We start from the raw sequence: 20,908 nt of genomic DNA, 5'->3' as shown, positions 1-20,908 counted from the left end.
GGGCCTGAAAGTAGGGCTAGAAATGCTGGCAAGAAGGGCGGATGAAAAACGCTGACGAAAAACACCTGCGCGTACCGCAGCCAAACGGCGCCGGCAAAAAGCGCCTGCGCGGCGGCAATACGGCGGCAATACGCAGTCGGCCGCTCGCACCGCGCGTGATGCTGGGCGCGGCGCGAGCGGCCGTGAACCGCGAGTCTAGCCGAGCGCCTTCGTCACTGCCCGCGCCGCCAGCACCGGGATCAGGTGCGCGCGGTATGCCGCGCTCGCGTGCAGGTCGGTGTTGAGCTCGTCCGGCGCGATGCTCACCGCGCGCGCGGCGGCGGCCGTGAAGCTCGCCTTGAGCGCGTCTTCGAGTGCGGTGGCGCGGAACACCGAAGACGCCGCGCCCGTGACCGCCACGCGCACGGGATCGCCCGCCGCGGAGCCATCCGCGAACTGCGCGACGAACACCCCCGTCAACGCGAAATGCGAGGCCGGGTTGTGGAACTTCTCATAAGCGGCGCGCTGCGGCACCGGAAACTCGACCGCGACGATCAGCTCGTCAGGTTCGAGCGCGGTTTCGTACATGCCAAGGAAGAAGTCGTCGGCGGCGATGCGCCGGCGGTCCGTCACGACCGTGGCGCCCAGTCCAAGCACGGCAGCGGGGTAGTCGGCGGCGGGGTCGTCGTTGGCGAGCGAGCCGCCCAGTGTGCCGAACGCGCGCACCTGGCGGTCGCCGATGCCGGCGGCCAGTTGCGCCAGCGCCGGCAGCGTGGCCTGGATCTGCGCGTTGGCCGCCACGTCGGCGTGGCAGACCGCGGCGCCGATCTTCACCACCTTGCCGTCCACCTGCACGGTCTTGAGCTCGGGAATGCGCGTGACGTCCACGAGCGTCGAAGGCTGGGCGAGCCGCAGCTTCATCGCCGCGAGCAGGCTCTGGCCGCCCGCGAGAAATTTGGCATCTGGGTCGGCGCCAAGCGTCTTCACTGCGCCTTGCGCGTCACTGGCGCGCTGGTAGTCGAATGCATACATGGTGCGCCTCCGCTCAAGGTTGTTGTGATGCCTGCGTCGACTGCGCGGCCTGGATCGCCTGCCAGACACGATGCGGCGTGGCCGGCATCTGCAGGTCCTTCACGCCGAGTGGTGCGAGCGCATCGATGATCGCGTTGATGACGGCGGGCGGCGAGCCGATCGCGCCCGCCTCGCCGCAGCCCTTCACGCCGAGCGGATTGTGCGTGCACGGCGTGCCTTTCGCGGTTTCCACCGTGAACGACGGCACATCGGAGGCGTGCGGCATCGCGTAGTCCATGTACGAGCCCGAGAGCAGCTGGCCGCTCTCGTTGTCGTAGACGCACCGCTCGAGCAGCGCCTGGCCGATGCCCTGGCCGAGGCCGCCGTGCACCTGGCCTTCGACGATCATCGGATTGATGACGTTGCCGAAGTCGTCCACGGCCGTGAAGCGGTCGATGCGCGTCTCGCCGGTGTCGGGATCGACTTCGAGCTCGCAGATATACGCGCCCGACGGATAGGTGAAATTGGTGGGGTCGTAGAACGCGCTTTCGTCGAGGCCCGGCTCGAGTGTTTCGAGCGGATAGTTGTGCGGCACGTAGGCCGAGAGCGCGATTTCGGCGAAGGTCTTGGTGCGGTCGGTGCCCGCGACGCGGAACACGCCGTCGGCGAACTCGATGTCCTCCACGCCCGCTTCGAGCATGTGCGCGGCGATCTTCTTCGCCTTCGCCTCGATCTTGTCGAGCGCCTTCATGATGGCCGAGCCGCCCACCGCTATCGAGCGTGAGCCATAGGTGCCCATGCCGAACGGAATGCGCGCGGTGTCGCCGTGCACGATCTCGATCTGCTCGATGGGCACGCCCAGACGCTCGGACACCACCTGCGCGAAAGTCGTTTCATGGCCCTGGCCGTGGCTATGCGAGCCCGTGAAGACGGTGACCGAGCCGGTGGGATTCACGCGGATCTCGCCCGCTTCGAACAGGCCCGCGCGCGCGCCGAGCGCCCCGGCAATATTCGATGGTGCGAGGCCGCATGCCTCGATGTAGCACGAGTAGCCGAGGCCGCGCAGCTTCCCTTGGGCCTTCGATGCATCGCGCCGCGCCGCGTAGCCCTGCACGTCGGCGAGCTCGAGCGCGCGAGAGAGGCAGGCTTCGTAGTCGCCGGTGTCGTAGGTGAGGCCCACGGGCGTCGCGTAGGGGAAGCTCGTGATGAAGTTGCGCCGGCGGATTTCGGCCGGGTCGAGGTTCATCTCGCGTGCGGCGGTCTCCACGAGCCGCTCGACCACGTAGGTCGCCTCGGGGCGGCCCGCGCCGCGATACGCGTCCACGGGCACCGTGTTCGTGAACACGGCCTTCACCTCGGCGTAGATCGCGGGCGTGGTGTACTGGCCCGCGAGCAGCGTCGCGTAGAGGATGGTGGGCACGCTCGAAGCGAAGGTCGAAAGATACGCGCCCATGTTCGCCGTGGTGTGCACGCGCATGGCGAGGAACTTGCTGTCCTTGTCGAGCGCGAGCTCGGCCTTCGTCACGTGGTCGCGGCCATGGGCGTCGGAGACGAACGACTCGCTGCGCTCGGCCGTCCACTTCACCGGGCGGCCAATCTTCTTTGCAGCCCAGGTGAGCGCCACGTCTTCGGCATACAGAAAGATCTTCGAGCCGAAGCCGCCGCCCACGTCGGGCGCGACGATGCGCAGCTTCGTCTCCGGCAGCCCGAGCACGAATGCGGCCATGAGTAGCCGCTCGACGTGCGGGTTCTGGTTCGACACATAGACGGTGTAGCCGTCGTCGTGGCGGCTGTAGCTCGCGTTCACGGCGCGCGGCTCGATCGCGTTCGGGATGAGCCGGTTGTTCACGATGTCGAGCGTCGTGACGTGCGCGGCGGTGGCGAAGGCGGCGTCGGTGGCGGCCTTGTCGCCGTGGCCCCACGTGTAGCAGGTGTTGTTCGGCACGCCGTCGTGCACGAGCGCCTGGCCCGCGGCGGCGGCCTGCGCGGTGTCGACGGTGGCGGGCAGCTCTTCGTAATCGACTTCGACCAGCTCGGCGGCGTCCTTCGCTTCTTTCAGCGATTCGGCGATCACGAGCGCGACCTGGTCACCTACGTGAAGCGCCTTCTCGTGTGCGATCACCGGATGCGGCGGCTCGTGCATGGCCGTGCCGTCGATGCTGTGGATGAGCCAGCCGCACGGCAGGCCGCCCACGTTCTCGGCGGCGAGGTCCGCGCCGGTGAAGACGGCCACCACGCCGGGCGCGGCCTTGGCCGCGTTGATGTCGATGCTCTTGATGCGCGCATGCGCATGCGGCGAGCGCACGAACACGGCATAGGTCTGGGCGGGCAGGACGACGTCGTCGGTGTATTGGCCCGCGCCGGTGAGGAAGCGATAGTCTTCCTTGCGCTTGACCGAGGCGCCGATCATGCGGGGCGTTTGGGAGTCGGGTGCGTTCATGGCGTGTCTCCCCTTATGCTGCCGATGCGGCTGACGTGGCCGGTGCAGCCATGCCTTCGGCGCCCGCGAGCACGGCCTTCACGATGTTGTGATAGCCCGTACAGCGGCACAGATTGCCGTCGAGGCCCGCGCGCACGTCGGCTTCGGTGAGGCCAGGCTTTTCGGCGACGAGCGCGGTGGCGCTCATCACCATGCCGGGCGTGCAGAAGCCGCATTGCAGGCCATGGCATTCGCGGAAAGCCGCCTGCATGGGATGTAGCGCGCCGTTCCCGCTGGTGTTCCCATAAGCGGCCGCGAGTCCTTCGATCGTCGTCACGTCCATGCCCTCGCACTGCACGGCGAGCTGGTTGCACGACTTGACCGCGCGTCCGTTGAGGTGGACCGTGCACGCGCCGCACTGCGCGGTGTCGCAGCCGACGTGCGTGCCGGTGAGGCGCAACTGCTCGCGCAGGAACTGGACTAGCAACGTGTGGGGTTCGACTTCGGCGGTCACGGGCTTGCCGTTGACCGTCAGGCTGAGACTGATCGCCATTGACTGTCTCCTCTTGGCCAGAGTTCGAGCGTCGCGCGTCGTGCTCTGGTCCCATGCAAAGTGATGGTAGGGACCGGCCTGGGCCCGCATGCATCCATTGCCCCGCTTGTGCCGCCTGCTGTCTATCGCCCAGCGTGCGCCGCGCGCCGGGCGCGATGCGTCTGCCGCGCGCGCTGGCGGGCAGGCTGGACGGAAACGGGGACGAGGGTCCGGCTGGTGCTTTGCTTGTTCAGTGATGCCTGGGTGTTGCCTGGTTTTGCCCGAGTGTTACCTGGTGCTGCCTGAGCGATGCCCGAATCTGCGTATTTCCTGGATATTGCGACGTACCGCGACAACAATGCCCGAACAGTAAAGCACACTTTGCCGATTCGCGCTGCGCGGGCTTATCCCCGATTTTTAAGCGGTTTTTAGCCGTATTTCGACGGCCGCGCAGCATACGAAACGGCCCGCGCCGGAGACCGGGGCGGGCCGTTGCAGTGCAGCGTAAGGCGCTGTTAAGCGTGCCGCGAAGTTCGCCGGGAAGCGGGTTGCGAAGCGTGCCGCGAAGCGCGCGGTGAATCGTGCCGAACAGCGCGCGGCGAGCGCGCTGTTCGAGAACGCTTCAGTGCTCGTGCGGATGCCGCCCGAGGTGCGAATGATGGCGTGAGTAGAAGAAGTAGATCAGCAGGCCGATCACGAGCCACGCCAAGAACGCGACCCACGTGATCCACGCGAGGTTGAGCATCAGGAACAGGCACGAGGCCACCGCGAGGATGGGCACGCCCGGCACGCCCGGGCAGCGGAACGCGCGCGGCAGATCGGGGTGGGTGCGGCGCAGGACGAGCACGGCGATCGAGACCATCGAGAACGCGGCGAGCGTGCCGATGTTGATGAGCTCGGCGAGCACGTTCAGCGGCACGAGCGCGCCGATCAGGCCAAAGAAGATGCCGACGAGCCAGGTGGTGAAGAACGGCGTGGCATAGCGCGGATGCACCTTCGAGAGCTTCGCGGGCAAGAGGCCGTCGCGCGACATGGCGAAGATGATGCGGGTCTGGCCGTAGCTCATCACGAGAATCACGGTGAGCATGCCGAGCACGGCGCCAAGGTCGATGAAACCGGCGACCCACTTTTCACCGGCCACCTGCAGCGCGTACGAAACGGGGTGGGCGATGCCGGCGAACTGCTGCCAGGGGACGATGCCCGTGACGACGGCCGCGACGGCCACATACAGCACCGCGCAGACGATCAGCGAGGCGATGATGCCCACGGGCAGGTCGCGCTTGGGGTCCTTGACCTCTTCGGCCGCCGAGGAGACCGAATCGAAGCCGATGAACGCGAAGAACATCACGGCGGCGGCGCCGAACACGCCATTCCAGCCGTGGGGCATGAACGGATGCCAGTTCGCGGGCGTCACGTGGAAGGCGCCGACGGCGATCACGAGCAGCACGACCGTGACCTTGATCGCGACCATGATGTTGTTGATGCGCGTGGATTCGCGTACGCCGATGGAGAGCAGCGCCGTGATGACCATCATCACGAGGAAGGCGGGCAGGTTGAAGAGCGTGAACGCGCCGGGCACGGCGCCGGGCGCGGCCGTGAGGGCCGTGGGCAGCGCGATGCCGAAGCCGGAGAGCAGCGACTGCAGATAGCCCGACCAGCCCACCGAGACGGCCGAGGTGGCGAGCCCGTACTCGAGCATCAGGTCCCAGCCGATGATCCACGCGACCAGCTCGCCGAGCGTGGCGTACGAGTAGGTGTAGATCGAGCCCGCCACGGGAATGGTCGAGGCGAACTCGGCGTAGGCGAGCGCGGCGAAGCAGCAGGCCAGGGCGGCGATGAGGAACGAGAGCATCAGCGCGGGGCCGGCCTGCACGGCGCCGGTGCCGGTCAGCACGAAGATGCCGGTGCCGATGATCGCGCCGACGCCGAGAAAGGTGAGGTCCAGTGCGCCGAGGGCCTTCTTCAGGCCGGCGCCCTGGGCGCTCGCCTGCAGCATGTGTTCGACGTTCTTCTTGCGAAAGAGGGACATTTGGCGGGGGACTCCTGGTAAAACGCGCGGGCGGCAACGCAAACGTGAGGGACGCAGTCGCGCTCTCGTGCCCTCTCGTGCCGTATGGCGGGGAAACCCATAATTTTAGCGGATCGGTGCGGCGCAGCCGTTCCAGCCGGGTTGGGCGCGAGGCGGATTCGGCGCGCCGCCGCAGTCGAATCCGCCGCAAAGGGGCATGGGCGCGTGCAATCCTTGCACGAACCCGCGCGAAAAGACGCAATTCATCTCCGGATCAATGGCTTGTGGCGAGAAGGCGCCTTAGTGACGCGTTCTTTGCGCAGTGCATGCGGCGCGGTGGACCGTAGTCGGACTGCACTCGGACCGCTCGCGGCCCGGCCGCCTGGACGGTCGCCGGGAAGCGCCGTGGTCGAGCGATGCGCGGACTCAGAGCCCGGGCGCGGGCGCGAGATCGACGAGCCGGTTGCTCATCACGTAGAAGGTGAGCTCGGCGTTGTTGGTGAGCTTCATCTTTTCGAGCAGGCGCGTGCGGTAGACGCTCACCGTCTTCACCGAAAGCGAGAGCGTGTGCGCGATATCGGTGAGGCGCTTGCCCGAGGCGAGCATGCATAGCGTCTGGTACTCGCGGTCGGAGAGCTTTTCGTGCGGCATCTGCTCGCCGTCGACGAGCACGTACTCGGCGAGCGCTTCAGCCATCGCCGGGCTCACGTACTTGCGGCCGCTCGCGACCTGCTGGATCGCCGCTGTCATCTGCGCGGCGTCCACCGTCTTCGAGAGATAGCCCGATGCGCCGGCCTTCAGCGCGCGCACCGCGTACTGGTCCTCGCGATACATCGAAAACATCAGCACCGGCACGCGCGGCGCCTTTTTCTTCGCGCGCTTGAGCACTTCGATCCCGCTCATGTCGGGCAGCGAGATGTCGAGCAGCGCCACGTCGCAGGCGTGCTTCGCGATGGCGGCGAGCGCTTCCGCGCCGCTTTGCGCCTCGATCACTTCGCTCGCGACGCCACGATCGAGCAGCAGCTGGCGCACGCCCTGGCGCACCACGGCGTGATCGTCGACGAGCAGGATGCGCAGGGTCATGAGCGGACGCCCTTCACGAGGTTCGGAGCCGGCTCGGCGCACGGGCGCGCGAGCAGCGTCTCCCACAGGAAGCGTGCTTCGACGGTCGTGCCGGGGCGGGCCGGATCGGCGGCCGCGCGGCGGGTTTGCGCGTCGCCGGCGGGCTCGGTGGGCGTGTCGCAAGCGGGCTCGCCGGTACGGGTGCTCTGGCTGGCGGACAGTGCGTCGCGAGCGGACGCGGTGCGCAGCGTGCCGCCGAAGGCGGCGCAGCGCTCGCGCATGCCGGCGATGCCATAGGCGCTGCGGCCGTTCCCGTTGCTTTCACCGTTCTGCGCCGCTTGTCCGCACTGGCGCTTCGCGCGCCGTGCGGCTTCGCGCGAGAGGCCCACGCCGTCGTCGATCACGCTCACGATCAGCTCGCGCGGCGTACTCGTCAGGCACACCTCGACCCGCGTGGCCTGCGCATGGCGGGCGACGTTAGTCAGCGCTTCCTGCGCGACGCGAAAGAGCGCGAGCGCCGCCTCGGCGGGCAGGCGCGCGAGGCGCGCCTCGTCGTCGCGGGAGAGTCCGCTGGTGCGGGGGGCGGCTGCCGAGCGGGCGGTCGAACGGGGCGTTGAGGAGGTTGTCGAGCGGGGCGTGAAGCGCGCTGCAAGCCCGGTGCGCGAGGCAAAGCCGCGCGTCCAGCTCGCGAGCGCAGCGGCGAGCCCCGCATCGAGCTCGGGCGCGTACAACCCGTCGAGCACGCGGCGCACGGCGTCGCCGGCGCAATCCAGCGAGTGCATGACGAGCGCGAGCGCCTCGGTGCATTGCGGCGGCGCGTCGGCGGGCAGCCAGGTGTGGACGTTCGCCAGGGCGAAGCGCGTGGCCGCCAGTTCGGCGCCCACACTGTCGTGCAGCTCTTGTGCGAGCCGGTGGCGCGCGGCTTCGTCGGCGTGAACACGGGCGGCGCCGGATGCGACAATCTGCCGCTGCACGCGCGCGATGGCGTCGAGCGCTACACGTGCGCCTTCAGCGTTGGCGAGTAGGGGCAGGCCGGCGGCCGCGCAGGCGGCACGCGTGCCTGGCGCATCAGCACGAGGCCCGTGCGCATCAAACGCGGCGCGAGTCGACGTATCCATCCATCCCCCGTTTTATCCCGTCCACGAACCGGTTCTTTTCTGCTCTTGCTTGCGTACCGACGCTTTTGCGTCATCCCGAGCACGGTGCAACGTAGCGAAATTTACATTCAGTAACAGCCGGACTCTGACCTTGTCAGGTGCTCTGATGTGGCCCATGTTGCGCCGCGATAATATCTGAAAAAAAGAAAAACTTCAGTCGGGACAATACTTAGCGGCGAAAGCTAAGAAACTGTATGAAGTTGCCCAGCGAGCGTCTATGTAGGAAAAACGCTGACACGGACGCTACGCGAAGTCTGTGAAAAATGTAACCACGAGATGGGTGTTGCGCGGGGTATTTTGACGCGCGGCCGTGTTGGGCGGTCGGCAAATAAAAAAACCGGAGCGCGAGGCTCCGGTTTTGTGTGCAGGGCATGCCGGTGGTTCAAGCCGGCGATGCTGGCGAGGGGCATGCCCCAAAGCGGCTCGACCGATGGATCGAGCCGCTGGATTCAGCCAATGGGCTTAGCCAATGGATTTAGCCAACGAAGGCCTTTTCCACGACGTAATGGCCCGGCTCATTGTTGCTGCCTTCCTTGAGGCCGGCCTTTTCGAGCAGGGCGACCGTGTCGCGCAGCATATGCGTGCTGCCACACATCATGATGCGGTCGCGCTCCGGCGAGAACCCGGGCAGGTCGAGGTCGGCGAACAGCTTGCCGGTATCGATGAGTTCGGTGATGCGGCCGCGGTTGTCGAACACTTCGCGCGTCACGGTCGGGTAGTAGACGAGCTTCTCGCGCACGATCTCGCCGAGGTACTCGTGCTCGCGCAGCTCCTCGGTAATGAATTCCTTGTACGCGAGTTCGTCGACGAAACGGCAGGTGTGCGTGAGGACGATCTTCTCGTAACGGTCGTAGATGTCCGGGTCCTTGATGATCGACATGAAGGGCGCGAGGCCCGTGCCGGTCGAGAGCAGCCACAGGACCTTGCCGGGCAGCAGGTTGTCGGCCACCAGCGTGCCGACGGGCTTCTTGCCGATCAGAACCTTGTCGCCCACCTTCAGGTGCTGCAGGCGCGACGTGAGCGGGCCGTCCGGCACCTTGATGCTCAGGAACTCGAGATGCTCTTCATAGTTTGCGCTCGCGAGCGAGTACGCGCGCATCAGCGGCTTGCCTTCGACCTCGAGGCCGACCATGGTGAACTGGCCGTTGTCGAAACGCAGGGCCTGGTCGCGCGTGCAGGTGAAGCTGAAAAGCGTGTCGGTCCAGTGGTGGACGCTCAGAACGGTTTCTTCGGTGTGTTTGCTCATGGTTCCTGATGATGCGAAACAAGGTCCGCCGGACGGGGGCGTTCCTTCCGGCCGCGCATGACATTGCATGACGGACCCGGTTTGACGATGCGCGGCGTGCGCGTTTTGGCGGTTGCCCATGCGTGCGCCTTGCGTTATCGCGCGCCGCGCTTTGCATCCGCTTCGTGCCCCGCTTTTTTGCCAGCTTGCCAGCCGTTCCATTGCGAACGAGGCGCAGCCCGTTATTTTACCGCGAGCGTGCCTCATGGGCTGCGCCGCGGCTAACGAGCGTGATGACCTGCGCTACGCGAGGTGTCGCAGGGTGCTGTGTCGGCGCCTGCGCCGCCCATGCGTAAGGGCCGTGACGCGACAAAGCGGGCTTCGGCGGGATGCGGCGCGCAGGCGCAAAAGCCTGGGAGTCCGACCGCCCTTGGGACGGGCCGGTTTGGCCCGTCAGGGCATGCGCGCTTGCCGCAGGCGGCACGCGCTCGAATACGACGCATGCCGCTCGAATGTTCGCCCAAATCATACCGGAAGGTCTGACAGGCCGCAGCAGAGACCCTGCTCGCGGGGGCAGATTCGGCGCGTGGCGACGGTGTATCGCCACGGTTTTATGGCCGATCGGCGCGCTGGTGCGGCGGTCGGCGCGCGGGTGTCAGCGGTCGGCGGCGAGCTTCGCGGCGAGGCCGATCAGCGCCGCGCCGCAGAACGCGTCGATGGGGCGGCGCAGCCGCTTGTAGCCGCGTTGCGTGCGATGGTCGGCGAACAGGAACGCGAGGCTCGAGTGATAGCCAAACGACATCGCCGCGACGAGTGTGAGCGCCGCGCCGTAGAACCACAGCGGCGGATGCGCCGGAAAGATCGCCGCGAACACGCTGGTCCAGAACACGCAGGACTTCGGGTTTGTGAGGCAGGTGAGAAAGCCCGCGCGCCATGTGTGCAGCCAGGCGCGCCGGTCGGGCGGCGGCAGCGTGGCGACGGGGGCGCTTTCGGCGCTGCGGCTCGCTTCAGTGGCATGGGCGGCGTGGGATTCATCGGCCGTAATCGCGTCCCGGCGCGCGCCCGAGCGCAGCAGCTTGATGCCGAACCAGAGCAGATAAAGCGCGCCGGCGACGCGCACGCCGTGATAGAGCCACTCGATATGCTGGAGCACCGCGGCGAAGCCGAGCATCGCGAGCGCGGCCCAGAGCGTGGAGCCCGTGCCCACGCCGAACGCCGAGGCGATGCCAAGACCGCGCCTGCCGGCCAGCGAGAGCTGCGTCACCATGAAGAAGTTCGGGCCGGGGCTCACGAGTGCGAGCAAATAGACGATGGCGATCTGAAGCAGCGTGGCGAAGAGATGCATGGGGGAGCCGGGCAGGAAGGACGCACCCCGAGGGCGCGCAACGCGACATATTAGCGTGATTGCGTTGGCGTCTCGTGGGTGTTTGGCGGGCGCTGCACGGCGCGCCCCGGCACGTCATTCGATCCGCAGCCGCGCCATGTAAGGCAGGTGGTCGGAGAGCCAGGCCGTTTCTTGCGCGGGCTGGATCAGCTCGACGGGCTGCAGCCCGCGCACGAACATCTTGTCGAGCGCGAGCGCGGGCGAGAACGCCGGAAACGTGCGCGCCGGCTCGCCGAGCAGCGTCGCCACTTCCTGCAACCCGTGCTCCGCGAACAGCGGCACCGAGTCGTTGCGCCAGTCGTTGAAGTCGCCCGCGAGCACGAGCGGCCCTTGCGGCGCCTCCTTGGCGATCCAGTGCGCGATCCAGCTCATCTGACGCAGGCGCGCGCTGCGCGTGAGCGCGAGGTGCGCGCACAGCAGCGTGACCGACTGGCCCGCCACGCTGGCGCGCGCGACGAGCAGGCCGCGCCGCTCGAAGCGGTGCGCCGAGATGTCCCAGCGTCCGCCCAGATCGAGCGGATGCGGCGAGAGGATGGCATTGCCATGCCGCCACGAAGGCTTGAACACGTTCGGCCCGAGTGCGATCTGCAACTCGAGCGCGTCGGCGATTTCGGTGGCCTGGCAGTGCCAGACGTCCTCGAGCGGGTCGCCGAGCTCGGCGCCGAAGGTCGAGGAGAGCACCGGCTGCGGCAGACGCCGCGCCATCGCTTCTTGCAGGAACCAGGCGTCGGCGTGGGTGGACTGCACCCAGCGCCGCATCGCCTGCCAGGCCTGAAAGCCAAGCGGTGAGCGGCCCTTGTGCAGGTTCCAGCTCACCGCAACGAAGTCCCGGGTGTTGGCCGGCACCGCATCGATGAGGGGTTGTTCGAAATTTCGCATGCGCTTGTTACGACGAGTTCTTGGAACAGTTTCGTGCGGATGGCGGATCGCGCTTCGACGCGGCACATCCGGTCAGTATGTCAGGGCTGCTGGGAGGGCGGCGCGAGGCTTGCGCGCACCCGGTAGAGCAGCGTGGGATTCTTGTCGATGATGGGCCAGTTGACCCACTGGCCGGCAGGCACGACGAGCCCCGGGTGGCTCGCGTGCACCTGGCGCGGCGTGGGCGGCAGCTTGCAGCCTTCCGGGGTTTGCGGCGCGATGTCGCCTTCGAGCGTCTCCTGGGCTTCGATCGCCAGGATCGACTCGCTCGGGTTCGCCCGCAACGGCGAGACCGTGATGGTGCGCTGGAGGTCGATGCTGCCCGCGGGCTGGTCCTTGCAGCCGACATCGTGTGAAACGACCTTGTGATGGGTATCGGTGCGCGCCTGGCCGACCGTGGTCGTGCCGTCGAATGTATCGATCAGCTGGCCGTCCCTCAGTATCTGCAGTGTCCAGTTGACGACGGGTTGCTCAGTGGATTGCACAGCGGGCTGCGGTGCGGGCGCTGGCTGTGCGGCGGGTTGCGGCGCAGTGACTGGCACTGGCTGTGCGGTGCGCTGTGGTGCGCCTACCGGTGCGGGGGCCGTGGCTGGTTGTGCATACGGCTGCGGTGCGGCTGCCGGCTGCGTGTACGGCTGGGGCGCGTTCTGCATGGCGGGCCGCGGCGCTGGCGCGGGCTGCACGCCCGGCTGCGGCGCAGGTGCGAGCTGCGCGGCTGGCTGCGGCGAGGGCGCGGACTGCGCGGCGGGTTGTGGCGCGGGCGCGGACGGTACGGCTGGCTGCGGCATCGGTGCGGTCTGCGCGCCCGTTTGTGGTGCCGGAGCAGGCAGCAAAGGCGGTTCCGCCGTGGGGCCTGGCTGTGCGGCGGGCTGCGCGTTCTGCTGGGGAGCGGGCTCATAAGCGGGTTCGTAAGCAGGCTTGTGCGCGGGCTTATGGGGGCGCTTGTGCACGGGGTGGGGAGCCGGCTTCGGTGCCGCCTGTGGCGCCGGCTTGGCTGCTGGCTGTTGAGCGGGCTGCGCTGCCGGTTGCTCGGCGGTCCCAGCGGAGGGGGCCGGAACAGCGTGCACTTTGGGTTGTGGGGCGGGAACCGCGGGCTGCACCACGCCCTGCGTCTCCGTCTGCGCGCTCGCGGTCACGCTTGCGGCGGCAGCGGAGGCGAACAGCACAGCGGCGAGGCAATTCTTTAACAACGTCATATCGGCAGGCTCCATGCACGCGTGCCGTGCGAGTCGATGCTGCGGGCTCGCAACGGCGGGGCGGGTTCCTTATGACCTTCGATCCTATACCGGGTTCGCAAACGCCGGACCGCAGACATCCATTTCAAATGGGGACAGCGCGGCGCCGCTTCAACGGGGCCGCGCGTGACTATTTGTAATATAGAGGCAACAACGGCGCATTTCGAGGTCTGTGAAAGAAGAGATTGTTATTTTTACCGCAACGATAAGCGATACGTAATCGAAACCGCCGATCGATAGCCAAGGCAGACGCCGGCAGGGCTCACACCCGCGACTATGCGCGATGCGTGGATTTGACCGCATATCCGGCGACTATTCGAGTCGAACCCGCCGTGCGCGAGGCGTACAATTTTTCTCATGGCGGCGCCGGCGAGGCGCCGCCGCCCCATTCGCCGGATGCGGACGCAGGGACATGGATCAGATCGAATGTGTGGTGATCGGCGCGGGTGTGGTCGGCCTGGCCGTGGCGCGCGCGTTGGCCGCGCGAAGGCGCGAAGTGATCGTGCTGGAGGCGGCCGACGCCATTGGTACGAGCACCAGCTCGCGCAACAGTGAGGTGATCCATGCGGGGCTCTACTACCCGCGCGGCTCGCTCAAGGCGACGCTATGCGTGCGCGGGCGCGAGATGCTCTATGAGTACTGCGCGGCGCGCAATGTTTCGCATACGCGCTGCGGCAAGCTGCTCGTGGCCACCACGCCCGCCCAGGTCGCGCAGCTCGAGGCGATTCGCGTGCGCGGCAAGGAAAACGGCGTGTTCGACCTCACGCGCATCAACAAGACGGAGGCCCTCGCGCTCGAGCCTGCGCTCGATTGCGTGGCGGCGGTGTTCTCGCCGCAGACGGGCATCGTCGACAGTCATCAGCTGATGCTGGCCCTTCAAGGCGACGCCGAGCGCGACGGCGCCGTGGTCGCGCTCAAGTCGCCGGTCGAGTCGGTCGACGCGTGCGCGAACGGCTTCGTGATCAAGACGGGCGGGGATGCGCCCACCGAGATTCGCGCGGCCTGCCTCATCAACAGCGCGGGCCTGCACGCCACGCGGATCGCCAAGCGCATCCGCGGGCTCGACCCGCGCCATATCCCGCCGCTCTATCTCGCGCGCGGCAATTACTTCAGCGTCTCGGGGCGGGTGCCGTTCTCGCGCCTCATCTACCCGATGCCCAATGAAGCCGGGCTCGGCGTGCATCTCACGCTGGATCTCGGCGGGCAGGCGCGCTTCGGTCCCGACGTGGAGTGGATCGATGCGATCGACTACGACGTCGATCCGCGCCGCGCGGAAACCTTCTACGCGCAGATCCGCAGCTACTGGCCAGGCTTGCCCGACGGCGCGCTGCAGCCCGCCTACGCGGGCATCCGGCCCAAGCTCTCGGGCCCGGGCGAGCCCGCCGCCGACTTCGTGATCCAGGGCGGCGCGGCGCACGGCGTGCGCGGGCTCGTGAACCTGTTCGGCATCGAGTCGCCGGGGCTCACGGCGTCGCTCGCCATCGCGCAGCGCGTTTGCGAGGTCTCCGGACACGCCTGAGGGGGCTGATTGGGCTGATTGTTGGTCTGATCGGCCCGATGGGCGGTCGTTTCCTTGCCGGTCCCGTACCCTCGGCATCTCGTACGTACCCCGCCGCCTCGCGGGCGGCATCCCTGCTCGGGGGGCGCATCGTTTCCAGGGATCGGCGGTCGTTTCCTTGCCGGTCCCGTACCCTCGGCATCTCGTACGTGCGCCGCCGCCTCGTTGGCGGCATCCCTGCGCGGGGGCGCATCGTTTCCAGGGATCGGCAGTCGTTTCTTCGCCGGCCCCGTACCCTCGGCACCACGTGCGTGTTTCGCCGCCTCGCGGGCGGCATCCCCGCTCGGGGGGCGCATCGTTTCCACGATGCGAATCGCTTATCTCCGGAATTCCTGGCGCACGCATGGCGGCTTCGTTGTTATTCTTCTCGCCACGCCGTCGGCAGAACGGTGTGCCCACAATATTGGAGTACTGCTCATGAAATCGTCCCGCCGCAGCTTTCTGATCACGAGCGTTGGCGTTGCCGCAACCGTTGCGCTGTCGCGCCAGGCTTTCGCCGATGCACCGAAGGTTGGCGAATCCGAACCCACCGCGCAGGCACTCGGCTACAAGGCCGACGCCACCAAGGTCGACAAGGCCAAGTTCGCCAAGTACGCCGCTGGCCAGGATTGCAGCAACTGCACGTTCTATCAAGGCAAGGCCACCGACGCCTACGCCGCCTGCCCGATGTTCCCCGGCAAGCAGGTCGCGGGCAAGGGCTGGTGCAGCGCCTACAACAAGAAGGCTTGATCGCCTGATCGTCAGGCAGGCTTGAAGCAGGGCGCGCGCCGTATCGATGCGCGCGCACCGGCTTCGCGCAGCCTCGCCTAGACCCGCGCCATCAGCAGAGGCGGTCGCCGTCCGAACCACGGGCGCGCCGCTTCGAGCTGGGCCGCGAGGCGCAGCAGCAAGGCATCGTTGCCTTCACGCGCCGCAAATTGCACGCCAATCGGCAGTCCCCGCGCATTCCACGCGAGCGGCACCGTCATCGAAGGCTGCCCCGTCATATTGAACAGTTCGGTGCAGCCCGCCCACGCGAAGGCCTTGTTCGCGGCTTCCGCCAGCAGTTTTCTCATTAGCGCATCCACCGGCATCGCGGTGACGGCGCGCATCTGGATGCGCTCCGAAGCCGTGGGCTTGAGCTCGCCGATTTTCACCGGCGCCGCGGCCATCGTCGCGCACAGGATCACGTCGAAACGCGTCATCAGGTCGGCGATCTGCGCCGTGATGCGCTGCTGCGTCTCGAGCGCGGCGGGCAGGGCGCGCTCGCCGAGCTTGCGGCCGACGTGCGCCATCGCCCACGTGGAGATCTCGAAGTCCTCGCGGCGCGGCTTCTTGCCGGTGATCGAGTCGGCCTCGAGCACGTATTTTTCGACGACGACCGACCACAGCATCAGGAACGCCTCGCGCGCCGCCGCGAAATCCACGCCGAGCTTCACCGGCTCCACGTTGTGCCCGAGCGAGGACAGCAGCGCGGCCGCGCCATCGAGCGCCTCGCGTACGTCGGGCGCGAGCGTGTCGGCGAACAGCGGCTCGGTGATGAAGGCGACCGCGAGCGGCTTGCCGCCGTCGAGCGGCTCGCGCGCCGCCGCGAGAAAAGTGCCCGGCGCGCCCGGCGCGAGAGCCGGGTCGCCGGCGAGCAGGTCGAGCACCAGCGCGCTGTCGCGCACGCTGCGCGACACGGCGAGATCGACGCCCAATCCACCCGGCGACGGCGGCTCGTCCGAAGGCGGCTGGTTGCCGCGCGAAGGCTTGAAGCCGAAGAGCCCGCAGCACGACGCGGGGATGCGGATCGAGCCGCCGCCGTCCGAGGCGTGCGCGAGCGGCACGATGCCGGCCGCGACCGAGGCGGCCGCGCCGCCGCTCGAGCCGCCCGGCGTGTGGTCGAGATTCCACGGGTTGCGGCACGGGCCAAATAGCTCGGGCTCCGTGTACGGCATCTGCCCGAGTTCCGAAGCGCTGGTCTTGCCGAACAGATTCAGGCCCGCGGCGCGAAAGCGCTCGATTACGGGCGCGTCCGCCGTCGGCACGTAATGGCGATAATGGCGGCTGCCGAACGTCATGCGCAGGCCCGCGACCGCCGCGCCCAGATCCTTGACGAGAAACGGCACGCCCGCGAGCGGCCCCTGCGCGAGGGTGTCGAAGCCGTTGCCGCCCGCCTCGATACGCAGCGCCCGCTTGCGCGCGGCCTCGTAGTCCTTCAGCACGATCGAATTGATCGCGGGATTGGCGGCCTCGGCGCGCGCGATCGCGGTGTCGAGCAGTTCGCGCGCGCTCACCTCGCCGCGCTGCACGAGTTCGGCAAGGCCGATGGCGTCGTATTCCAGATAGTCGGACTGCAAGGCGCGCACTCCTTGGGGCGTCGTGGGAATCGGCGGGCCGATGAGTCGATCAGTTGATCGGTCAATCAGTCAATCGGCCGATGAAGGCTTCAGGCGCCGTGAAACGCAAGCGGCCATTGCAGCAATTCTGCCGCAATGGCCGCTTGCCATGCCTGGCTAGCGCTTATGCCGCGCGCGCCGGGCGCGTAGGGCTTAGAGGTTTTCGGCGAGGAACGCCAGCGTGCGGCCGTGCGCGAGCGCCGACGCATTCTGGTTGTACGACGCGCGCACCGAGCAGTTGAAGCCGTGATCGGCGCCCGGGTAGATATGGAATTCGGCGTTGTCGCGGCCGGCGAAGCGCTCCTTCACCTGGCCCACCGCGTCGGGCGGAATGCCGTGGTCGAGCTCGCCGTAGTGGAACAGGATCGGCTGCTTGATCTTGTCGGCGAGATCGAGCTGCGTCTGGATGCCGCCGCCGTAGTACGAGACCGCCGCGTCGACCGAGCCGCTCGCCGCGGCCAGATACGCGAGGCGGCCGCCGAGGCAGTAGCCGACGGCGGCGACCTTGCCGGTGCACTCGGGCAGCTTGCGCAGCGCCGCGGCCGTTGCCGCGATGTCTTCGACGGCGAGGTTCAGGCCGGTTTTATTCATCAGCTCGATGCCGCGGTCGCGGTCCGCGCCCGTGTACTCGAGCTCGACGCGCGGCGCGGTGCGCCAGAAGATGTCGGGGGCGATGGCCACGTAGCCGTCGAGCGCGTATTGCTCGACCACATCGCGAATGTGGCTGTTCACGCCGAAGATTTCCTGAATGATGACGATGCCCGGGCCCTTGCCGCCCTTGGGCAGGGCGAGATACGCGCCGAAGCTGTCCTTGCCGGCGGGGATGTCGATCCACTTGGTCGATACGCTCACGTTGCTCTCCTTCTACGCGAATGGGGGGTGAAGCAAAACGGGGAGCCAGTTTGCCACGGCAGCGCCGAGCCTGCAGCGCGCCTCGTTCTCGCAAGCGGATCGTAACGATCTCGATTATTCATTTTTCGGGCGTGGCGGGCTCCGCTAGAGTCGGCACGGTGTCGCGCCCCGTGCAATGTCAGGCTGGCGCCCAGCCAGCGCGCGTGTGCGCGTTGCGCTTTCCGGGCAGCTCGCCAGTACGGCAAGCACGGCGCGCGTAGGGGTGCGTTTCCATCAGCCAGGGTATCGACATGACTTTCGTTTCCGCGTCTCAGAGCGCCGCCGCCGCGGCCATTTCCACGCCGTTCAGCCGGCGCTTCGGCTTGCGCCTGCCGCTCGTGCAGGGGCCAATGGCCGGCGGCCCGACCACGCCCGCGCTCGTCGCGGCGGTCTCCAACGCCGGCGCGCTCGGCTTTCTCGCGGGGGCCGCGCTCGCGCCCGAGAAGATAGCGAGCGAAGTGGCGGCCATCCGCGCGCTCACCGAGCGGCCCTTCGGCGTGAATCTCTTCGTGCTCGACGCCGCCCATCCCGACGATGCCACGGTGCACCGCGCGCTCGCATCGATCGACCCGCTGCGCGCCCACTACGGCTTGCCGCCCGGCGAGCCGCTGGCCCGCTACGCGCCCGACTTTCGCGCGCAGCTCGACACGCTCGTGGAACTGCGCCTGCCGGTCGTGAGCTTCACCTTCGGCCTGCTCGCGGCAGCGGATGTCGCGCGTCTGCACGCGGCGGGCAGCTACGTGATCGGCACGGCGACGCACGTCGCCGAAGGCCTCGCCTGGCGCGACGTGGGTGCCGACGCAATCGTCGCGCAAGGGGCGGAGGCGGGCGGGCATCGCGGCACCTTCATCGGCGAGGCGCCGCATGCGCTGGTCGGCACGCTGGCGCTCGTGCCGCAGCTCGCCGACGCGACTGGCCTGCCCGTGCTCGCCGCGGGCGGCATCATGGACGGGCGCGGCATTGCCGCCGCGCTCGCGCTGGGCGCGCAGGGCGTGCAGATGGGCACGGCGTTTCTCGGCTGCGCGGAGAGCGCGATTTCCGCCGACTGGAAGACGCGCTTGCGCAACGCGTCCGACACGGCGACCTCGGTCACGCGCGCGATCACGGGCCGCCACGCGCGCGGGATCCGCAATCCGCTGATGCAGCAACTCGAGGCGCAGCCGGAGAACGTCGCGCCGTATCCCGTGCAGAACGCGCTCACTCAGGAATTGCGCCAGCGCGCGGCGCGCGCGAACGACGGCGATTATCTTTCGCTGTGGTCGGGGCAGGGCGCGCCGCTTGCGCGCCTGCGCGAAGCCAACCTGGGCGCTGCCGAGCTCGTCGACGCGCTCGACGCCGAATTGCGCGCGACGCTGCGCCGATTCGCGACCGACGCGCTCCATCCCGCCTGAATCTTGCACGCTGTTGCGCGCCGTGCACGCTTGCGTTGGCAAACGCACGCGTGCCGGCTTTGCAACGGCCATCGCCTGACGTATTTTCGTGCGCCGCTCGCATGCCCGATGCGAGAAAACCCCTGGCGCGCGCAACGAATTTCGTGCGCTGCGAATTAATCGAAGGCTGACTTTAATTTCGGCTAATCTCGAGGCAAACGGCAGAATTCGAAAAGCAAACGTTGCCGTATCCCGCGTAGTGCGTTTTGCCTCTCCCGCATACCCCGCAAAAATCCCGAAAAAGCTTTGGGCGCAGCCTGGAAAATGCTTTCGAAATGATTGCAAACTTCTTCTCAGGCCCTTGCAACGCAAGGCTGGCAGGCCGATTGATCAGGCTTTCGAAGCACTCGGGTGAAAGCCTATTGGTACTCGCCCCGATATCTGAAAAAAATCCCCCAAATTAATTTGATCACCTACACTTGCGCGCAAGTATGGATGGGCGGTTCGCCATGAACGGGCTTTTCACCATACTGGCCAGGTGCATCAAGGATGCATCCTGCGTGGTCGTCCGCACGGGGAGCGACACGTTCGGGGCGCGGGAGCACAGGGCGATTACGTTGCTTTTGGGTTCGAAACTGGAGACTTACATGAATATCAAGCTTCACAAGCTGTTGCCGATTAGCGCGGCAGTCGTTCTGTTCGCGACGTTTGCAACGGCATCGAGCGCCGATGAAGTGGTCAAGATTGGCCACGTTGCGCCGCTGACGGGCGGAATCGCACACCTCGGCAAAGACAACGAAAATGGCGCACGCCTTGCTGTCGAGGAAATCAACGCGAAGGGCCTGACGATCGGCGGCCAGAAGATCACGCTGGTGCTCGACGCACAGGACGACGCAGCCGACCCGCGTACGGCCACCCAGGTTGCGCAGAAGCTCGTCGACGACAAGGTCGTCGCGGTCGTGGGCCACCTGAACTCGGGCACCTCGATCCCGGCTTCGAAGATCTACAGCGATGCGGGCATCGTGCAGATCTCGCCGTCGGCCACCAACCCGGCCTACACGCAGCAGGGCTTCAAGACCACCTATCGCGTGGTGGCGACGGACGCCCAGCAAGGCCCGGCGCTCGCGAACTACGCGGCGAAGACCATGAAGCTCAAGAGCGTGGCGATCGTCGACGATTCGACCGCTTACGGCCAGGGTCTCGCGAACGAATTCGAGAAGACCGCCAAGTCGCTCGGCATGAACGTGCTCTCGCATGACGCGACCAACGACAAGGCCGTGGACTTCCGCGCGATTCTCACGAAGATCAAGGGCGAAAACCCCGACGCGATCATGTACGGCGGCATGGACGCCACCGGCGGCCCGTTCGCCAAGCAAGCCAAGCAGCTTGGCCTGCGCGCGAAGGTGCTCGCGGGTGACGGCGTCTGTACCGACAAGCTGGCCGACCTCGCCGGCGACGCGACCGACAACATCGTGTGCTCGGAAGCGGGCATGGCGCTCGAAAAGATGCCGGGCGGCAAGGCGTTCGAGGCGAAGTTCGAGAAGCGCTTCGGCCAGCCGATCCAGATCTACGCGCCGTTCACGTATGACGCGGTGTACATCATCGTCGACGCGATGAAGCGCGCCAACTCGACCGATCCGGCGAAGATCCTGGCCGCCATGCCGGCTACGGACTACAAGGGCGTGATTGGCGAGACGACCTTCGATTCGAAGGGCGACCTCAAGCACGGCGTGATCTCGCTGTACAACTACAAGGCGGGCAAGAAGTCGCTGCTCGACGTGGTGAAGATGTAATTGCGC

16 protein-coding genes are annotated in these 20,908 nt (G+C 67.3%); 4 read left to right on the top strand and 12 right to left on the bottom strand.

Features of this window, described 5'->3' with window-relative positions; genetic code table 11:
* Nucleotides 1-195 precede the first annotated feature (195 nt).
* The 10 genes from E1956_RS02285 to E1956_RS02240 all read right to left on the bottom strand — a co-directional run bounded on the left by E1956_RS02285 (nucleotide 196) and on the right by E1956_RS02240 (nucleotide 12,180).
* Nucleotides 196-1,011: an FAD binding domain-containing protein gene (locus E1956_RS02285; RefSeq protein ID WP_134747043.1), complete on the bottom strand. Its 816-nt coding sequence runs from the start codon at nucleotides 1,009-1,011 to the stop codon at nucleotides 196-198.
* 13 nt (nucleotides 1,012-1,024) lie between these two features.
* Nucleotides 1,025-3,430, bottom strand: a complete 2,406-nt coding sequence (locus E1956_RS02280) for a xanthine dehydrogenase family protein molybdopterin-binding subunit (RefSeq protein WP_134747042.1) — start codon at nucleotides 3,428-3,430, stop codon at nucleotides 1,025-1,027.
* A 13-nt stretch (nucleotides 3,431-3,443) separates the two neighbouring features.
* On the bottom strand, nucleotides 3,444-3,962 hold the full coding sequence (locus E1956_RS02275) for a (2Fe-2S)-binding protein (RefSeq protein WP_134747040.1): 519 nt from the start codon (nucleotides 3,960-3,962) through the stop codon (nucleotides 3,444-3,446).
* 601 nt (nucleotides 3,963-4,563) lie between these two features.
* Entirely contained in the window at nucleotides 4,564-5,970 is a 1,407-nt protein-coding gene (locus tag E1956_RS02270; RefSeq protein ID WP_134747037.1) for an amino acid permease, read from the bottom strand.
* A 405-nt stretch (nucleotides 5,971-6,375) separates the two neighbouring features.
* Nucleotides 6,376-7,032, bottom strand: coding sequence for a response regulator transcription factor RqpR (rqpR, locus tag E1956_RS02265; protein ID WP_134747035.1), 657 nt, complete (start codon nucleotides 7,030-7,032; stop codon nucleotides 6,376-6,378).
* Nucleotides 7,029-8,129 (bottom strand): sensor histidine kinase, encoded by a 1,101-nt coding sequence (locus E1956_RS02260; RefSeq protein ID WP_134747033.1) that lies wholly within the window; start codon nucleotides 8,127-8,129, stop codon nucleotides 7,029-7,031. The genes rqpR and E1956_RS02260 overlap by 4 nt, the downstream gene beginning before the upstream one ends.
* 514 nt (nucleotides 8,130-8,643) lie before the next feature.
* Nucleotides 8,644-9,414 (bottom strand): ferredoxin--NADP reductase, encoded by a 771-nt coding sequence (locus E1956_RS02255; protein WP_133194974.1) that lies wholly within the window; start codon nucleotides 9,412-9,414, stop codon nucleotides 8,644-8,646.
* Between the two features lie 634 nt (nucleotides 9,415-10,048).
* On the bottom strand, nucleotides 10,049-10,738 hold the full coding sequence (locus E1956_RS02250; protein ID WP_134747031.1) for a LysE family translocator: 690 nt from the start codon (nucleotides 10,736-10,738) through the stop codon (nucleotides 10,049-10,051).
* A 114-nt stretch (nucleotides 10,739-10,852) separates the two neighbouring features.
* Nucleotides 10,853-11,656, bottom strand: coding sequence for an endonuclease/exonuclease/phosphatase family protein (locus E1956_RS02245; protein WP_134747029.1), 804 nt, complete (start codon nucleotides 11,654-11,656; stop codon nucleotides 10,853-10,855).
* Between the two features lie 80 nt (nucleotides 11,657-11,736).
* Nucleotides 11,737-12,180: a hypothetical protein gene (locus E1956_RS02240; RefSeq protein WP_232071342.1), complete on the bottom strand. Its 444-nt coding sequence runs from the start codon at nucleotides 12,178-12,180 to the stop codon at nucleotides 11,737-11,739.
* 1,162 nt (nucleotides 12,181-13,342) lie between these two features.
* Between E1956_RS02240 and E1956_RS02235 the strand changes: the two genes are divergently transcribed.
* Nucleotides 13,343-14,449, top strand: coding sequence for an NAD(P)/FAD-dependent oxidoreductase (locus tag E1956_RS02235; RefSeq protein ID WP_134747027.1), 1,107 nt, complete (start codon nucleotides 13,343-13,345; stop codon nucleotides 14,447-14,449).
* 456 nt (nucleotides 14,450-14,905) lie between these two features.
* On the top strand, nucleotides 14,906-15,217 hold the full coding sequence (locus E1956_RS02230) for a high-potential iron-sulfur protein (RefSeq protein ID WP_133194978.1): 312 nt from the start codon (nucleotides 14,906-14,908) through the stop codon (nucleotides 15,215-15,217).
* A 77-nt stretch (nucleotides 15,218-15,294) separates the two neighbouring features.
* On the opposite strand, the gene E1956_RS02225 is transcribed toward E1956_RS02230, so the two are convergent.
* Together E1956_RS02225 and E1956_RS02220 are read right to left on the bottom strand one after the other, a co-directional pair.
* Nucleotides 15,295-16,809: an amidase gene (locus tag E1956_RS02225; RefSeq protein WP_197732805.1), complete on the bottom strand. Its 1,515-nt coding sequence runs from the start codon at nucleotides 16,807-16,809 to the stop codon at nucleotides 15,295-15,297.
* A 192-nt stretch (nucleotides 16,810-17,001) separates the two neighbouring features.
* Nucleotides 17,002-17,700: a dienelactone hydrolase family protein gene (locus tag E1956_RS02220; RefSeq protein WP_134747021.1), complete on the bottom strand. Its 699-nt coding sequence runs from the start codon at nucleotides 17,698-17,700 to the stop codon at nucleotides 17,002-17,004.
* Nucleotides 17,701-17,990: 290 nt separating this feature from the next.
* On the opposite strand from E1956_RS02220, the gene E1956_RS02215 reads away from it, so the two are divergent.
* Both E1956_RS02215 and E1956_RS02210 read left to right on the top strand, forming a co-directional pair.
* Entirely contained in the window at nucleotides 17,991-19,130 is a 1,140-nt protein-coding gene (locus tag E1956_RS02215; protein ID WP_134747019.1) for an NAD(P)H-dependent flavin oxidoreductase, read from the top strand.
* A 626-nt stretch (nucleotides 19,131-19,756) separates the two neighbouring features.
* The gene (locus E1956_RS02210) at nucleotides 19,757-20,902 is read left to right on the top strand and encodes a branched-chain amino acid ABC transporter substrate-binding protein (RefSeq protein WP_028217210.1); all 1,146 of its coding nucleotides are present in this window, start codon (nucleotides 19,757-19,759) and stop codon (nucleotides 20,900-20,902) included.
* Nucleotides 20,903-20,908 lie beyond the last annotated feature (6 nt).

Source organism: Paraburkholderia pallida, from assembly GCF_004524855.1.
Classification (GTDB): domain Bacteria; phylum Pseudomonadota; class Gammaproteobacteria; order Burkholderiales; family Burkholderiaceae; genus Paraburkholderia; species Paraburkholderia oxyphila.
The sequence above is the reverse complement of the archived record's forward strand: the minus strand, read 5'-3'. Positions and strand labels throughout refer to the sequence as shown.

Coding starts and splice junctions, on each gene's coding strand:
- E1956_RS02280 (WP_134747042.1), bottom strand. CDS start 3,430: ATGAACGCACCCGACTCCCAAACGCCCCGCATGATCGGCGCCTCGGTC.
- rqpR (WP_134747035.1), bottom strand. CDS start 7,032: ATGACCCTGCGCATCCTGCTCGTCGACGATCACGCCGTGGTGCGCCAG.
- E1956_RS02260 (WP_134747033.1), bottom strand. CDS start 8,129: ATGGATACGTCGACTCGCGCCGCGTTTGATGCGCACGGGCCTCGTGCT.
- E1956_RS02285 (WP_134747043.1), bottom strand. CDS start 1,011: ATGTATGCATTCGACTACCAGCGCGCCAGTGACGCGCAAGGCGCAGTG.
- E1956_RS02215 (WP_134747019.1), top strand. CDS start 17,991: ATGACTTTCGTTTCCGCGTCTCAGAGCGCCGCCGCCGCGGCCATTTCC.
- E1956_RS02230 (WP_133194978.1), top strand. CDS start 14,906: ATGAAATCGTCCCGCCGCAGCTTTCTGATCACGAGCGTTGGCGTTGCC.
- E1956_RS02270 (WP_134747037.1), bottom strand. CDS start 5,970: ATGTCCCTCTTTCGCAAGAAGAACGTCGAACACATGCTGCAGGCGAGC.
- E1956_RS02210 (WP_028217210.1), top strand. CDS start 19,757: ATGAATATCAAGCTTCACAAGCTGTTGCCGATTAGCGCGGCAGTCGTT.
- E1956_RS02255 (WP_133194974.1), bottom strand. CDS start 9,414: ATGAGCAAACACACCGAAGAAACCGTTCTGAGCGTCCACCACTGGACC.
- E1956_RS02245 (WP_134747029.1), bottom strand. CDS start 11,656: ATGCGAAATTTCGAACAACCCCTCATCGATGCGGTGCCGGCCAACACC.
- E1956_RS02275 (WP_134747040.1), bottom strand. CDS start 3,962: ATGGCGATCAGTCTCAGCCTGACGGTCAACGGCAAGCCCGTGACCGCC.
- E1956_RS02235 (WP_134747027.1), top strand. CDS start 13,343: ATGGATCAGATCGAATGTGTGGTGATCGGCGCGGGTGTGGTCGGCCTG.
- E1956_RS02250 (WP_134747031.1), bottom strand. CDS start 10,738: ATGCATCTCTTCGCCACGCTGCTTCAGATCGCCATCGTCTATTTGCTC.